The following is a 14,664-nucleotide window of genomic DNA, read 5'->3' on the forward strand; positions in this document are numbered from 1 at the left end:
GTTTACTGTCTGGCGAAGCTGCCTGTGAACTTCCACCGCAATTAGTCGACTGTGACTGCTTCTTCAACAGCTCTGTCTTCTGATTCGATTTCAGCCTGGCGATAGCGCTGCATTCCTGTTCCTGCTGGAACAAGTTTACCGATGATGACATTTTCTTTAAGTCCAAGAAGTTCATCGCGCTTGCCTTTGATTGCTGCATCCGTAAGAACACGTGTTGTTTCCTGGAAGGATGCTGCAGACAGGAAGGACTCGGTTTCAAGAGACGCTTTTGTGATTCCAAGAATCAATGGACGCCCTGTTGCCGGCTTCTTGCCTGATAATAGAACCTTTTCGTTGGCCTCCATAAACTGGTGGACATCGAGTAAAGATCCCGGAAGCAATTCTGTTTCACCGGCTTCAATAACACGAACTTTACGAAGCATTTGACGTACCATTACTTCTACGTGCTTGTCGCCGATTTCAACGCCCTGCATACGGTATACTTTTTGAACTTCTTTCAGCAAGTATTCCTGAACAGCAGCAACGTCGCGAATCTTGATTAACTCTTTCGGATCAATAGAACCTTCAGTCAATTCCTGGCCTCGAGCAATGACGTCGTCAATTCCCACTTTCAGGCGCGCTGTATAAGGAGCTGTATAGCTTCTTGTTTCAACATCACCTTTAACTGTGATTTCCTGTTGACGGTCTTTGCCTTCACTAATGGCTGTTACGACACCATCGATCTCTGAGATGACCGCTTGACCTTTCGGATTACGGGCTTCAAAGATCTCCTGGATACGTGGAAGACCTTGTGTAATATCGTCTCCTGCTACCCCGCCTGTATGGAAGGTACGCATCGTAAGCTGTGTTCCTGGTTCACCGATTGACTGAGCCGCAATAATACCAACTGCTTCTCCGACTTCAACCTTTTCACCAGTTGCAAGGTTCTTACCATAGCATTTTTCACATACGCCATGACGCGTGTTACAAGTAAACGCAGAGCGGATAGATACTTCTTCAATACCTGCTTCAATAATTTGACGCGCGATATCTTCTGTAATCAGTTCGTTGCGTCTAACAAACACTTTGCCATTTCCAGGGTGTTTTACCGTTTGATTTGAATAACGGCCTTCTAAACGTTCTTCAAGCGGTTCAATTGTTTCAGTACCGTCTTTTAATGAACGTACTCGAAGTCCTCTATCTGTTCCGCAATCTTCTTCACGAACGATTACATCCTGAGCCACATCAACAAGACGACGAGTAAGGTAACCTGAGTCAGCTGTCTTAAGGGCTGTATCGGCAAGACCTTTACGGGCACCGTGAGTTGAAATAAAGTACTCAAGAACAGTAAGTCCTTCACGGAAACTTGATTTGATTGGAAGCTCAATGATCCGTCCAGCCGGGTTGGCCATCAGACCACGCATACCAGCAAGCTGCGTAAAGTTAGATGCGTTACCACGGGCACCGGAGTCACTCATCATGTAGATCGGGTTCAGACTGTCAAGCGTAAGCATAAGCTTGTCTTGAATTACATCTTTTGCCGCACTCCATATTGAAATGACACGATCGTAGCGTTCTTCTTCGGTAATTAATCCGCGTCGGAACTGCTTCGTAACTTTATCCACTCTTTCCTGTGCTTCTTTCAGGATTACCTGCTTCTCAGGCAATACCACGATGTCAGCTATACCGATTGTAATACCGGCGCGGGTAGAGTGTTTAAAGCCCAGGTTTTTCATGCTGTCAAGCATTCTTGACGTATCGGTAATGTGAAATCGCTTGAACACTTCAGCAATGACATTTCCGAGATATTTCTTTTTAAATGGTGAGACAAGCTCATTCGATTTAATATGTTCTTTCACATCTGTAGTCGGATCAACGAAGAACTTATCAGGTGTTGCCACTTCCAAGTTTTCCATTGTCGGCTCATTGATGTAAGGGAACGACTTCGGAAGAATTTCATTAAAGATAATCTTCCCTGGTGTAGTTAACAGAAGCTGTTTGTTTTGCTCTTCTGTAAAGTTTTCTTTTTTCACTGCGCTCGCATGGATTGCAATACGGCTGTGAAGATGTACATATCCATTTTGATACGCCAGAAGCACTTCATCAGCGTCTCTGAATATTTTACCTTCTCCGACAGCATCCTTACGCTCAAGAGTCAGGTAATAGTTTCCTAAAACCATATCCTGAGAAGGTGTTACAACAGGTTTTCCATCTTTAGGATTCAAGATGTTTTGTGCAGCCAGCATTAGCAGGCGCGCTTCAGCTTGAGCTTCAGATGAAAGCGGTACGTGGACCGCCATTTGGTCACCATCAAAGTCGGCGTTGTATGCAGTACATACAAGCGGATGGAGACGGATTGCGCGTCCTTCTACCAGTGTGGGCTCAAACGCTTGAATTCCGAGACGGTGAAGGGTTGGTGCTCGGTTCAGCAGTACCGGGTGCTCTTTAATAACATCTTCAAGCACATCCCAGACTTCACTGTGAACACGCTCGATTTTACGCTTTGCACTCTTGATATTATGAGCGAGTCCGCGTTCAACCAATTCTTTCATTACAAACGGTTTAAACAGTTCAAGCGCCATTTCTTTCGGAAGTCCGCATTGATACATTTTCAGGTTTGGACCTACTACGATAACGGAACGGCCTGAATAGTCCACTCGTTTACCAAGAAGATTTTGACGGAAACGGCCCTGCTTCCCTTTCAGCATGTGAGAAAGTGATTTTAATGGACGGTTACCAGGTCCCGTTACAGGACGTCCGCGCCGGCCATTGTCAATCAGTGCATCTACAGCTTCCTGGAGCATACGCTTTTCATTCTGAACGATGATGCTTGGCGCACCAAGGTCAAGAAGGCGCTTCAGCCTGTTATTCCGGTTAATTACGCGACGATAAAGATCATTTAAATCTGATGTAGCGAAACGTCCGCCGTCAAGCTGAACCATCGGACGAAGCTCAGGCGGGATGACAGGCAGTACATCAAGGATCATCCAATCAGGATAGTTACCCGAGTTACGGAAAGATTCCACTACTTCAAGGCGTTTAATGGCACGCGTACGGCGCTGGCCTTGTGCAGTTTTTAGTTCTTCCTTCAGCATCTCTGCCTCTTTGTCCAGGTCAAGGTCCTGAAGAAGCTTTTTGATGGCTTCTGCACCCATAGCGGCCTGGAATTTGTTGCTGTATTTATCCCGATATGCACGATATTCTTTTTCAGACAGCAGCTGCTTTTTCTCAAGCGCTGTATCTCCTGATTCTGTTACAACGTAAGAAGCAAAGTAAATTACTTCTTCCAAAGCACGCGGAGACATGTCAAGAACAAGGCCCATACGGCTTGGAATACCTTTGAAGTACCAGATGTGTGATACAGGCGCTGCCAATTCAATATGCCCCATACGTTCGCGGCGCACTTTGGCACGTGTAACTTCTACTCCGCAGCGGTCACAAACGACGCCCTTGTAACGGACGCGTTTGTATTTACCGCAGTGGCATTCCCAGTCTTTTTGAGGACCGAAAATACGCTCACAGAATAGACCATCTTTTTCAGGCTTCAACGTACGATAGTTAATGGTTTCTGGCTTTTTAACTTCTCCGAAAGACCACGAGCGGATTTTATCAGGAGCAGCCAGGCCGATTTTCATATACTCAAAATTATTAACATCTATCAAGGAGCCTACCTCCCTTTTCGTTTACAGGTTTTGCCCTTTTGTCGGTTATCTGCACAGTTGTATTGCTCATTCTTTTGCCGCAACGGTTTCTGATGTTAATACATCGGTTTCCGGTGCAATATTCAATGCGTCTGCCTGATGAATATCTTCTTCATCATCCATGTCGCGCATTTCAATTTCTTCATCATTGCTAGACAGCATCTTAACGTCCATACCTAAGCTTTGAAGCTCTTTAATCAATACTTTGAATGATTCAGGTACGCCCGGTTCAGGTACGCTGTCGCCTTTTACAATGGCTTCGTAAGTTTTAACACGACCTACAACATCATCCGACTTAACAGTCAAAATCTCCTGCAGCGTGTAAGCAGCCCCATATGCTTCAAGGGCCCAAACTTCCATCTCACCAAAACGCTGTCCGCCAAACTGCGCTTTACCACCCAGCGGCTGCTGAGTAACAAGTGAGTAAGGACCAGTTGAACGAGCGTGAAGTTTATCATCAACCATGTGAGCAAGTTTGATCATGTACATCACACCAACTGACACACGGTTATCGAATGGATCTCCGGATCTTCCGTCATATAAAACGGTTTTTCCGTCACGCGACATGCCGGCTTCTTCAATTGTAGCCCACACATCTTCCTCGTTAGCACCATCAAATACCGGAGTGGCAATATGGATGCCCATTGAGCGAGCGGCCATTCCCATATGCATTTCAAGCACCTGACCGATATTCATACGGGATGGTACACCAAGCGGGTTTAACATGATATCAATCGGCGTTCCGTCAGGCAGATATGGCATATCCTCTTCTGGAAGTATCCGTGAAATAACACCTTTATTTCCGTGGCGTCCGGCCATTTTATCCCCAACAGAGATTTTTCTCTTTTGAACGATATAAGCACGAACCAATTGGTTTACTCCCGGTGGAAGCTCGTCTCCGTCTTCACGGTTGAAGATCTTCACATCAAGAATAATTCCTCCTGCACCATGCGGTACGCGAAGCGAAGTATCTCTTACTTCACGGGCTTTTTCACCGAAAATGGCATGAAGCAGACGTTCTTCCGCTGTTAGTTCCGTCACACCTTTTGGCGTTACTTTCCCAACAAGGATATCCCCGTCTTTAACTTCCGCACCAATTCGGATGATTCCGCGCTCATCAAGATTGCGGAGTGCATCTTCCCCGACGTTTGGAATATCACGCGTGATTTCTTCAGGTCCAAGCTTTGTATCACGTGATTCTGATTCATATTCTTCAATATGGATCGACGTGTATACATCGTCTTTTACCAGACGCTCACTCATGATAACAGCATCCTCATAGTTGTAACCGTCCCATGTCATAAATCCGACAAGAACGTTACGCCCAAGAGCAAGCTCCCCTAATTCCATCGAAGGACCATCTGCAAGAATTTCGCCTTTTACTACGCGGTCTCCTACAGAAACGATCGGACGCTGGTTATAGCAAGTTCCCTGGTTGGAACGAATGAATTTTTGCATTTTGTATTTATCAAGATCGCCTTCTGTTTCTTTTCCGTCAATCTCAACGAGTCTGCGGACCCATACCTGGCTCGCCTGAACACGCTCAACAATACCTTCATGCTTATTGATGACAGCAGCACCTGAATCTTTAGCAGAAACGTGCTCCATTCCTGTACCAACGAATGGGGCTTCAGGGTTCAGCAAAGGAACTGCCTGACGCTGCATGTTCGCTCCCATAAGTGCACGGTTGGAGTCATCGTTTTCCAAGAAAGGAATACATGCGGTTGCAGCAGATACAACCTGTTTTGGTGATACGTCCATGTAATCAAGTCGATCGCGTCTGATTACGGTGTTCTCACCGCGGAAACGCGACACTACTTCATCATCAAGGAATGATCCGTCATCCCCCAAACGGGCATTAGCCTGTGCCACAACGTAATTATCTTCTTCATCAGCAGTTAAATAGTCAATCCGGTCTGTCACTTTTCCTGTATCAGGGTCTACACGACGGTAAGGCGTTTCAATGAATCCAAAACGGTTTACCTTCGCAAAGCTTGACAGGGAGTTAATCAGTCCGATATTCGGTCCCTCAGGCGTCTCAATTGGACACATACGGCCGTAGTGGGAGTAATGAACGTCACGCACTTCAAAGCCCGCACGCTCACGTGTTAAACCACCAGGTCCAAGTGCTGACAGACGACGTTTATGCGTCAATTCAGCTAATGGATTTGTTTGGTCCATGAATTGAGATAATTGAGAGCTTCCAAAAAACTCTTTAATAGACGCAATAACAGGGCGAATATTAATTAACTGCTGTGGTGTAATGGTGTTTGTGTCCTGGATGGACATTCTTTCACGCACCACTCGCTCCATACGGGAAAGCCCGATGCGGAACTGGTTTTGCAAAAGCTCACCAACAGAACGCAGACGACGATTTCCAAGATGATCAATATCATCTGTTAAACCGACACCATGTAATAGATTGAAGAAATAACTGATAGAAGAAATAATATCAGCAGCGGTAATGTTTTTAACACTATCATCTACATAAGCATTACCAGTTACTAAAATTTCTTTGTCACTATCTGCGTTAGGAACCTGAATTTTAATCGACTGAAGCGTTAGATCTTCTTCGATCACGCCGCCAGCATGATTAATGGTTTTAAAACCAACGCCATTTTCAAGATAAGGAATCAGCTTATCTAGGTTTCGGCGATCAAGAGTCGTTCCCTTTTCTGCAAGAATCTCGCCTGTTTCTGGATCTGCCAGCGTTTCTGCAAGCACTTGTCCGAACAAACGATTCTTAATGTGAAGCTTTTTATTCATTTTATATCGACCTACATTAGCCAGGTCGTAGCGCTTTGGATCAAAGAAACGTGATTCTAGAAGACTCTTTGCGTTATCTACAGTTGGCGGTTCGCCAGGGCGAAGTCTCTCATAGATTTCGAGCAATGCCTTATCAACGGTTTCCGTATTATCTTTTTCAAGCGTATTACGGATATATTCGTTGTCACCGATCAGATCAATAATTTCCTGATCTGTACCAAAGCCGAGCGCACGTAATAAAACAGTTACAGGAAGCTTCCGTGTACGATCAATACGAACGTGAACGACATCTTTTGCATCTGTTTCATACTCAAGCCAAGCCCCGCGGTTAGGAATTACCGTAGCGCCGAAGCCTCTTTTTCCGTTCTTATCCATTTTGCCGTGAAAATACACACTTGGCGATCGAACAAGCTGTGATACAATAACACGTTCAGCTCCATTAATGATGAACGTCCCAGTGTCTGTCATAAGAGGGAAATCTCCCATGAACACATCCTGATCTTTTACTTCTCCGGTATCTTTATTCAACAGTCGAACCTTCACACGAAGCGGCGCGGAATACGTAACATCGCGTTCTTTTGATTCATCTACTGAATACTTTGGTTCACCAAGGCTGTAATCAATAAATTCTAATGAAAGATTTCCAGTGAAGTCTTCGATTGGGGAAATGTCGCGAAACATCTCTCTCAATCCTTCTTCTAAAAACCATTCATAGGAAGCTGTCTGAATCTCAATCAGATTCGGAAGTTCCAATACTTCACTGATACGCGCAAAGCTTCTGCGCTGGCGGTGTCGTCCATACTGAACTAGTTGACCTGTCAACTGATTCACCCCTCAAATCAAGCGTTTTGATAGATCCATTCTGCTCAATGTCATCACAAAATGGACATAAGACAAATAGAAAACGAGGCTTTTATTAACCACATTTTCTACGTAAAGAACAATTATTTAAACCATTATTGCCATAAACTGATCCATTTATGCAAATGGACATACTTTCTGACTTTAATAATTTTGCATCTTACAATAATATCACAAGAAAACTAGAGGGTCAAACTCTTTTTCGCTCTCAAAATGAAGTAGCCTTTGTTTTTTTCGGCAACTTCAACAGTTCCAAAAAGCGCTTCAAGTTTGTCCTTTGCGGAGGGAGCCCCCTGTTTTTTTTGAATCACTACCCAAAGTTCTCCTCCAGGAGCCAGTTTCTCAGCACTCTGCTCAAAGATTTGGTGCACAACTTTTTTTCCTGCCCGGATCGGCGGATTTGTGAGAATCGCAGCAAAGTTACGGGTTGTCACTTGGTCAAGGCAATCACTCTCATATACTTTTACGAAAGAAACGTCATTTCGCACAGCATTTTCACGCGCTAGGTCTAGCGCACGATTGTTGACATCTACAAGATGAATTTCCCTGTTATTTGTGCTTTTCGCCAGCGTCAGTCCAATTGGACCATAGCCGCAACCAACATCCAGCAGCGGACCTTCTATTTCAGGCTCTGAAAATGTTTCTATCAAAAACCTGGAGCCGAAATCCACTTCTTTCTTCGAAAAAACTCCCTGATCTGTTTTAAAGCGAAGCGTATGGCCCCGCAGTGTATAATCCCACCACAATGGGTTACTTTCAGTTCCTGGAGTTTTGGAATAATAATGATCTGACATTTCAGATCACCCTCCCATGTTATTCATATTCATGCTAAGTACCTTATAGGAAAAGAGGTAAAAAAAAGCCCGCCTATTCAAGCGAGCTTTCCTTTCAATCCGATATTACTTAACTTCTACGCCAGCTCCAACTTCTTCAAGCTTAGCTTTAAGTTCTTCAGCTTCCTCTTTAGAAGCGCCTTCTTTAACAGCTTTAGGAGTGTTATCAACCATTTCTTTCGCTTCTTTCAAGCCAAGACCAGTGATTTCACGAACTGCTTTGATAACTTTGATTTTTTGAGATCCAGCGCTTGTAAGGATTACGTCAAATTCAGTTTGCTCAGCAGCAGCTTCTCCGCCGCCAGCACCAGCAGCAGCTACAGGAGCAGCAGCAGATACACCGAATTCTTCTTCGATTGCTTTAACAAGGTCGTTTAGTTCAAGAACTGTCATTTCTTTGATAGCTTCGATCATTTGTTCTTTAGTCATGATATAGTTCCTCCTTAGTGGATGTTTTAATTTTTGTTTGGATGATCGTCATCCGGCGTGCAGGGGCTTAAAATTAAGCGCCTTGCTCTTCTTTTTGATCTGCAACTGCTTTCGTTGCAACGGCAAATCCGCGTAATGGTGCTTGAAGTACGCTAAGAAGCATAGAAAGAAGTCCGTCGCGTGATGGAAGTTCAGCAAGTGCTTTCACTTCATCAACAGAGATGATATTCCCGTCCATGACACCCGCTTTGATTTCAAGCGCTTCGTGTTTTTTAGCGAATTCGTTAATGATCTTCGCAGGTGCAACTACATCCTCGTTTGAGAAAGCAATTGCGTTTGGTCCTGTAAGATTTTCATTCAATCCTTCAAGACCAGCCGCTTCAGCCGCTCGGCGTGTCATAGAGTTCTTGTAAACTTTGAACTCAACACCCGCTTCGCGAAGTGATTTACGCAGCTCAGTTACTTCTGCAACAGATAGTCCGCGATAATCTACAATGATCGTGGATACACTTCCTTGTAGCTTATCTTGAATTTCTGTTACAAGCTGTTTCTTTTGCTCGATAATGCTGCTCATCTTAACACCTCCTGTTGGTTTGTCTGGAGCTTCATTTATACCGTTCGAACGGACAAAAAACCTCGATGTCTGCTGCAGACATCGAGGCGTATCATTTCAATAAAAAGAAAAGTTCTTTTATCGTCATGACCTCGGCAGGAAATTAAGTCCAATGGACGCCTGCTGTCTACGGTACAAATGGTTATATACTTGCACAACGCAATTCATCATATCAGATGGTTAGAGCACTGTCAATATTATTTTGGGTGATAATTACTTTGCTGAAACAGAAGAAGAGTCGATCTTAATTCCAGGACCCATCGTTGTTGTTACAGCAACTGACTTCATGTAAGTTCCCTTAGATGAAGCAGGCTTAGCTTTTTGCACTGTATCAAAAATCGTATTGAAGTTTTCAACAAGCTTGTCTGTCTCGAAAGAAACTTTTCCGATTGGCACGTGGATGATACCAGCTTTTTCAGCGCGGTATTCTACTTTACCAGCCTTGATTTCTTTAACAGCTTTTTCAACATCAAATGTTACAGTACCTGTTTTAGGGTTTGGCATTAAGCCTTTTGGTCCAAGGACACGTCCAAGTTTACCAACTTCACCCATCATGTCAGGTGTAGCTACGATTACGTCAAATTCGAACCAGCCGCCTTGAATCTTTTGAACAAGGTCGCCTTCTCCTACGAAGTCAGCACCAGCAGCTTCAGCTTCTTTTGCTTTCTCGCCTTTAGCGAATACAAGAACACTTTGCGTTTTACCAGTACCATTCGGAAGAACGACTGCTCCACGGATCTGCTGATCATTTTTACGTGTATCGATTCCAAGACGGAACGCTACCTCTACTGTTGCATCAAATTTAACAACGCTTGTTTTTTTCGCAAGTTCGATTGCTTCAACGACGCCATAATTAGTTGTACGGTCTACAAGCTTTGCAGCTTCTACGTATTTTTTACCTTTTTTAGCCATTTCTTTGTTTCCTCCTCGATTGTGGTTTTAGCGGAATAACCTCCCACGAATAAAGGTTGCGAGTGAAAAAACTTTTCAACTTCGCAACCTCGTCCAAGACATGCATCAATTAATCTTCAATCGTAATACCCATGCTGCGAGCCGTACCTTCAACCATACGCATAGCTGATTCGACATCCGCTGCGTTTAGATCAGGCATTTTTGTTTCCGCGATTTCACGCACCTTGTCACGTTTGACAGTCGCTACTTTGTTGCGGTTAGGTTCACCAGAACCTGACTCGATACCAGCTGCTTTCTTAAGAAGAACGGCAGCAGGGGGAGTTTTAGTGATGAATGTAAATGAACGGTCTTCAAAAACCGTAATTTCAACAGGGATAATAAGACCAGCTTGATCAGCTGTACGAGCGTTGAACTCTTTACAGAATCCCATGATGTTGACACCAGCCTGACCCAATGCAGGACCTACCGGCGGAGCTGGATTAGCTTTCCCAGCTGGGATTTGAAGCTTTACCAATTTAATAACTTTTTTAGCCACGAGACACACCTCCTTAAGTCCGTGATGTGGTAATAGGGCTTGATACCCTCCCACTCAATAATCCAATTCTTTTATATAAAGAATGTAAATGTTAGTTCAGTCTCTCTATTGAGACATACTGACTTAAAAGATGTTACCACCTTTGGAATCAGAATTCAAGATGTTTCTAATTATATTTTGTTAATTTGCATAAAGTCAAGCTCAACCGGTGTTTCCCTGCCGAACATATTAACCAGCACTTTCACTTTGCCTTTCGCTGTATCTATACCTTCTATCACTCCGGCAAAATTAGCAAATGGTCCTTCATTTACAGTGACACTTTCTCCAACTTCAAAGTCCACTTCAACCGTACGTTCCTGCATTCCCATGCTTTTCAGAAGCTGAGTAACCTCTTCCGGAAGCAGCGGAGTAGGCTTCGAACCGCCGCCTGAAGAGCCGACAAAGCCTGTTACACCAGGCGTATTGCGGACTACGTACCATGAGTCATCTGTCATGACGATTTCGACAAGCACATATCCTGGAAAGGTTTTTCTCTTCACAGTTTTCGCTTTGCCATCCTTGATCTCGGTCTCTTCCTCTTCAGGGATGACCACGCGGAAAATCTTATCAGACATTCCCATGGACTCGACACGCTTTTCTAAATTCATTTTCACTTTATTTTCATAGCCTGAATACGTATGAACAACATACCAATTCTTCTCCAAAAATTTTCCCTCCTTAAATGTATTGTGCAGATGAGCGGTTAGCTCCGGCAGACATATGCGAATTCTCCGTACAGGCGTTTTTTACCTGGCGGAGGAAGGAGCTTATGAGCCGGGAAGCCGCTCACCGAAACAAGATACCAACAAAATATGCAGCTGCAGCAGTAAGCAGCTATATAAACGAATCTCTTATACAATTTTGGTTTGTCTTATTTTTGCCCAATGAAAAAACCCGTTAAACGGGCTTCTGCATTTCTCATTCTATTGTACACGAAATCTCTTGCGTATACGAAGAGATTTCCCATCTCTCCTTATAATACCCAGTCAATAACAGCCGTAATACCCATATCAATAACCAAAAAAAACAGAGCGACAAAAACTACAGTTGAAAGAACTGTAATTGTGTAACGTGTTAATTCCTTACGCTTCGGCCAGCTGACCTTCCGCATTTCAGAGGAAACGTTACGAAAAAAGCTGCTGATTTTACCCATGCTGATGTACCCTCCAACCAATCTTATTTCAATTGTCCGTTCCCTGTTTTCAGCGAAAGGACCGCTCTCTTTAAATCGTCTGCTTATGAGACGTATGAGCGTTGCAATGGCGACAAAACTTTTTCAATTCTAATCTATCGGACTGCTTGTCTTTTCCCTCCGGCACCGAATAGTTTCGTGTGCCGCAGACAGTACAAGCAAGAGCTGTCTTTTTACCCACAATGGTCATTCCTTTTAGGAGCAATACTGGTTAGGAAGCGGTTGCTATTATGAACAGCCTTCTCTCATAAAAAGAAGGATGTGCCATTTTTGCTAGAACGATATGCCGGATGGCACAGCGTCTTAAAGACATAATTTTTCCATCATCTCTTCACCTAACATCTTAAAAAATACCACCTTGATTCCCCGCTGTCAACAGTAGCTGACAATTAAAACATCAGCTCATGCGCTTCCAAATAGCGCTCCAGTTTGCGTTTTACACGCTGCAATGCATTGTCAATCGACTTAACGTGGCGGTCAAGCAATGCAGATATTTCCTGATACGACTGACCATCAAGGTATAAAGACAGGACCTGCCTTTCCAGGTCGCTAAGCAGCTCTGCCATTTTATCTTCTATTTTACTAAATTCTTCTCTATGAATGATTAGTGCTTCCGGATCAGTAGGCTTCGCCCCAGAGATCACATCCATAAGCGTCCTGTCTGATTCTTCATCGTAAATAGGTTTATCCAGCGAGATATAAGAATTAAGAGGAATATGCTTTTGACGAGTTGCCGTTTTTATGGCCGTGATGATTTGACGGGTGATGCAAAGCTCCGCAAATGCTTTAAAAGAGGTAAGCTTTTCTTCCTTGTAATCTCGTATCGCTTTGTATAAGCCGATCATGCCTTCCTGGATAATATCTTCCTTATCGGCGCCAATCAAAAAATACGATCTTGCTTTTGCTCTGACAAAATTGCGGTACTTTGTGATTAAATAGTCTAATGCTTCTGTATTTCCCTTATGAACAAGTTCAATAATCTGATCATCTTCCAGCATTTGAAAATTCATTCGATCATCTGCTACCCGTTTGTAATCGTTCAAATGGATCCCCCCGACCGCTCAAAAACAATAGATAGAAATATTATACAGCACACTTTTTCAGAGCGTCAACTGCTCATTTATCTCCTCTGCGCCATTTTTCGAATATTTGAGCTACTTCTTCTGACAGCGGAATATTGGAGGAAGGCCGCTGTTCCTGTATTTTGCGGACCCTTTTTTCGATTTTCTTTTCGATTTGTTTTGTTTCAATTAATAATTCCCTGGCAGATTTTCTCAATGCACCTTGTGCAAATATGACCCATTGCTCAGTGAAATCACTCGTCGCAACAATCACTTGCGTTTTTATGTCATTTAATTCAATCGCCAGCTTCTCGATCCGTTCATCCGCTGTTTCATTCTCTTTTGTAAAGAACACGTCGAGATTGTAATGCCGATGTTTTTTTGCAATGCCCTGCACAAATTGGGCGTCAAATACAATAATGACCCGGTATCCTGTATAGCCTTGATATTCGGCCATGGTTTCAATTAACCGGTCTCGAGCTGCAGCGAGATTATGGGATTTTAATTCATTTAGTTCCGGCCATGCGCCGATCATATTGTATCCATCGACGAGAAGAACATTGTTCATCGCCGTTCAGCTTTCCAGGGGATGCCGTTTTCGATAAATTTCGTACATCAGAATACTTGCTGCAACGGAAGCATTCAATGATGTGACATGACCCGACATAGGTAAATGAACAAGAAAATCACATTTTTCCCTGATTAATCTGCCCATTCCCTTCCCCTCACTTCCAATCACTAATCCAAGCGGCATGGTGGCATCGAAGCGGCGGTAGTCCTGACTTTCTTTTGCGTCTGTTCCAGTAATCCACAGTCCCTGCTCTTTTAAATCATCGATTGTCCGGGCAAGATTCGTGACACGGGCAACCGGGATATGTTCAATCGCGCCTGTTGAAGCTTTTGCCACTGCAGCAGTCAGCCCCACAGCACGGCGTTTCGGTATAATGATGCCGTGTGCTCCCGTTGCATCTGCTGTACGCATTATGGAGCCAAGATTGTGAGGGTCTTCGAGCTCATCGAGAATCAGGATAAAGGGATCCTCATTCCGGCTTTTGGCGAGCGCAATCATATCGTCCACTTCTGCATATTGATACGCAGCCACAGATGCGACGACACCCTGGTGCTGTCCTTCTAAAAGCTGATCCACTTTTTTCTTCGGCACAAACTGAACGAGGACTCCCGCTTCTTTAGCTAAGTGGATGACCTGCTGCATCTGTCCTTTCTGAGAACCCTCAGCAATCCATACTTTATTAATATCGCGCCCCGATTTTAAGGCTTCAATAACCGGGTTTTTGCCCCCTATAAATTCTTCGCTCATTTTGATTCTCCTTTCAGCTTGTCCATCATGATGGCAATGGATTTCGAAACCACCTCATCTAAGCGTGCCTGCTGTTCCGTTAAATATAAGTACCCGATTAATGCTTCAAAAGCTGTGCTGTAACGATACGTCTGAACATCGACATTTTTCGGCACCGTTCCTGATTTTGCATTTCTGCCTCTCCGGATGACCGCTTCTTCCGCTTCTGAAAAAAACGAGTCTTGCGTGAGTGCCCGCAGCACAAAGCATTGTCCTTTAGCAGAAACATATTGAATCGACGCTTTCTGCAGAAAATTAGGTCTTACCGTCCCTTGCAGGAGAAGATGATGTCTCACATATTGCTCATAGACAGCATCTCCCATGTAGGCAAGCGCAAGGGCGTTTAACTGTTTGGGGTCAAGTGCAGTGCGATTGTCAGCGCCCAT

At 44.0% G+C, this 14,664-nt stretch carries 15 protein-coding genes and 1 other annotated feature; of the genes, 1 reads left to right on the forward strand and 14 read right to left on the reverse strand.

Features of this window, described 5'->3' with window-relative positions:
• Window positions 1–41 precede the first annotated feature (41 nt).
• The 8 genes from rpoC to nusG form a co-directional block, all read right to left on the reverse strand.
• On the reverse strand, window positions 42–3,641 hold the full coding sequence (rpoC, locus tag ACQCT8_RS17990; protein WP_426873413.1) for a DNA-directed RNA polymerase subunit beta': 3,600 nt from the start codon (window positions 3,639–3,641) through the stop codon (window positions 42–44).
• A 66-nt stretch (window positions 3,642–3,707) separates the two neighbouring features.
• On the reverse strand, window positions 3,708–7,268 hold the full coding sequence (gene rpoB, locus ACQCT8_RS17995; protein WP_426873415.1) for a DNA-directed RNA polymerase subunit beta: 3,561 nt from the start codon (window positions 7,266–7,268) through the stop codon (window positions 3,708–3,710).
• Window positions 7,269–7,489: 221 nt separating this feature from the next.
• Window positions 7,490–8,101, reverse strand: a complete 612-nt coding sequence (locus ACQCT8_RS18000; protein ID WP_426873417.1) for a class I SAM-dependent methyltransferase — start codon at window positions 8,099–8,101, stop codon at window positions 7,490–7,492.
• A 105-nt stretch (window positions 8,102–8,206) separates the two neighbouring features.
• Window positions 8,207–8,569, reverse strand: a complete 363-nt coding sequence (gene rplL, locus ACQCT8_RS18005; RefSeq protein ID WP_133378474.1) for a 50S ribosomal protein L7/L12 — start codon at window positions 8,567–8,569, stop codon at window positions 8,207–8,209.
• A 73-nt stretch (window positions 8,570–8,642) separates the two neighbouring features.
• On the reverse strand, window positions 8,643–9,143 hold the full coding sequence (rplJ, locus tag ACQCT8_RS18010; protein ID WP_278242434.1) for a 50S ribosomal protein L10: 501 nt from the start codon (window positions 9,141–9,143) through the stop codon (window positions 8,643–8,645).
• A gap of 45 nt (window positions 9,144–9,188) precedes the next feature.
• Window positions 9,189–9,333: a sequence feature (ribosomal protein L10 leader region), on the reverse strand.
• Window positions 9,334–9,395: 62 nt separating this feature from the next.
• Complete coding sequence (rplA, locus tag ACQCT8_RS18015) at window positions 9,396–10,094, reverse strand: 50S ribosomal protein L1 (RefSeq protein WP_278242433.1); 699 nt, start codon at window positions 10,092–10,094, stop codon at window positions 9,396–9,398.
• Window positions 10,095–10,203: 109 nt separating this feature from the next.
• Complete coding sequence (gene rplK / locus ACQCT8_RS18020; protein WP_041054642.1) at window positions 10,204–10,629, reverse strand: 50S ribosomal protein L11; 426 nt, start codon at window positions 10,627–10,629, stop codon at window positions 10,204–10,206.
• Between the two features lie 170 nt (window positions 10,630–10,799).
• A complete protein-coding gene (nusG, locus tag ACQCT8_RS18025; RefSeq protein WP_278242432.1) occupies window positions 10,800–11,333 on the reverse strand; it encodes a transcription termination/antitermination protein NusG in 534 nt (177 codons plus the stop codon).
• Window positions 11,334–11,437: 104 nt separating this feature from the next.
• Between nusG and ACQCT8_RS18030 the strand changes: the two genes are divergently transcribed.
• Window positions 11,438–11,569 (forward strand): hypothetical protein, encoded by a 132-nt coding sequence (locus tag ACQCT8_RS18030; RefSeq protein ID WP_426873421.1) that lies wholly within the window; start codon window positions 11,438–11,440, stop codon window positions 11,567–11,569.
• Window positions 11,570–11,641: 72 nt separating this feature from the next.
• Here the strand turns inward: ACQCT8_RS18030 and secE are convergent, their stop codons facing one another.
• The 6 genes from secE to ACQCT8_RS18060 form a co-directional block, all read right to left on the reverse strand.
• Complete coding sequence (gene secE / locus ACQCT8_RS18035) at window positions 11,642–11,821, reverse strand: preprotein translocase subunit SecE (RefSeq protein ID WP_426873423.1); 180 nt, start codon at window positions 11,819–11,821, stop codon at window positions 11,642–11,644.
• Between the two features lie 70 nt (window positions 11,822–11,891).
• Entirely contained in the window at window positions 11,892–12,050 is a 159-nt protein-coding gene (rpmG, locus tag ACQCT8_RS18040) for a 50S ribosomal protein L33 (RefSeq protein ID WP_426873424.1), read from the reverse strand.
• Window positions 12,051–12,249: 199 nt separating this feature from the next.
• Window positions 12,250–12,870: an RNA polymerase sporulation sigma factor SigH gene (gene sigH / locus ACQCT8_RS18045; RefSeq protein ID WP_278242467.1), complete on the reverse strand. Its 621-nt coding sequence runs from the start codon at window positions 12,868–12,870 to the stop codon at window positions 12,250–12,252.
• Between the two features lie 106 nt (window positions 12,871–12,976).
• The gene (locus ACQCT8_RS18050) at window positions 12,977–13,489 is read right to left on the reverse strand and encodes an NYN domain-containing protein (RefSeq protein WP_426873426.1); all 513 of its coding nucleotides are present in this window, start codon (window positions 13,487–13,489) and stop codon (window positions 12,977–12,979) included.
• Window positions 13,490–13,495: 6 nt separating this feature from the next.
• A complete protein-coding gene (rlmB, locus tag ACQCT8_RS18055; RefSeq protein WP_278242429.1) occupies window positions 13,496–14,239 on the reverse strand; it encodes a 23S rRNA (guanosine(2251)-2'-O)-methyltransferase RlmB in 744 nt (247 codons plus the stop codon).
• On the reverse strand, window positions 14,236–14,664 hold the full coding sequence (locus ACQCT8_RS18060; protein WP_426873429.1) for a Mini-ribonuclease 3: 429 nt from the start codon (window positions 14,662–14,664) through the stop codon (window positions 14,236–14,238). The genes rlmB and ACQCT8_RS18060 overlap by 4 nt, the downstream gene beginning before the upstream one ends.

This window comes from Jeotgalibacillus proteolyticus (assembly GCF_050107735.1).
Taxonomy (GTDB): domain Bacteria; phylum Bacillota; class Bacilli; order Bacillales; family Jeotgalibacillaceae; genus Jeotgalibacillus; species Jeotgalibacillus proteolyticus_A.

Bases quoted from the DNA above. Each gene is read 5' to 3' on its own strand.
- sigH (WP_278242467.1), bottom strand. From the start codon at position 12,870: ATGAATTTTCAAATGCTGGAAGATGATCAGATTATTGAACTTGTTCAT.
- rplA (WP_278242433.1), bottom strand. From the start codon at position 10,094: ATGGCTAAAAAAGGTAAAAAATACGTAGAAGCTGCAAAGCTTGTAGAC.
- ACQCT8_RS18060 (WP_426873429.1), bottom strand. From the start codon at position 14,664: ATGGGCGCTGACAATCGCACTGCACTTGACCCCAAACAGTTAAACGCC.
- rlmB (WP_278242429.1), bottom strand. From the start codon at position 14,239: ATGAGCGAAGAATTTATAGGGGGCAAAAACCCGGTTATTGAAGCCTTA.
- ACQCT8_RS18000 (WP_426873417.1), bottom strand. From the start codon at position 8,101: ATGTCAGATCATTATTATTCCAAAACTCCAGGAACTGAAAGTAACCCA.
- secE (WP_426873423.1), bottom strand. From the start codon at position 11,821: ATGGGTAAAATCAGCAGCTTTTTTCGTAACGTTTCCTCTGAAATGCGG.
- rpmG (WP_426873424.1), bottom strand. From the start codon at position 12,050: ATGACCATTGTGGGTAAAAAGACAGCTCTTGCTTGTACTGTCTGCGGC.
- ACQCT8_RS18050 (WP_426873426.1), bottom strand. From the start codon at position 13,489: ATGAACAATGTTCTTCTCGTCGATGGATACAATATGATCGGCGCATGG.
- ACQCT8_RS18030 (WP_426873421.1), top strand. From the start codon at position 11,438: ATGAGCCGGGAAGCCGCTCACCGAAACAAGATACCAACAAAATATGCA.
- rplJ (WP_278242434.1), bottom strand. From the start codon at position 9,143: ATGAGCAGCATTATCGAGCAAAAGAAACAGCTTGTAACAGAAATTCAA.
- rplL (WP_133378474.1), bottom strand. From the start codon at position 8,569: ATGACTAAAGAACAAATGATCGAAGCTATCAAAGAAATGACAGTTCTT.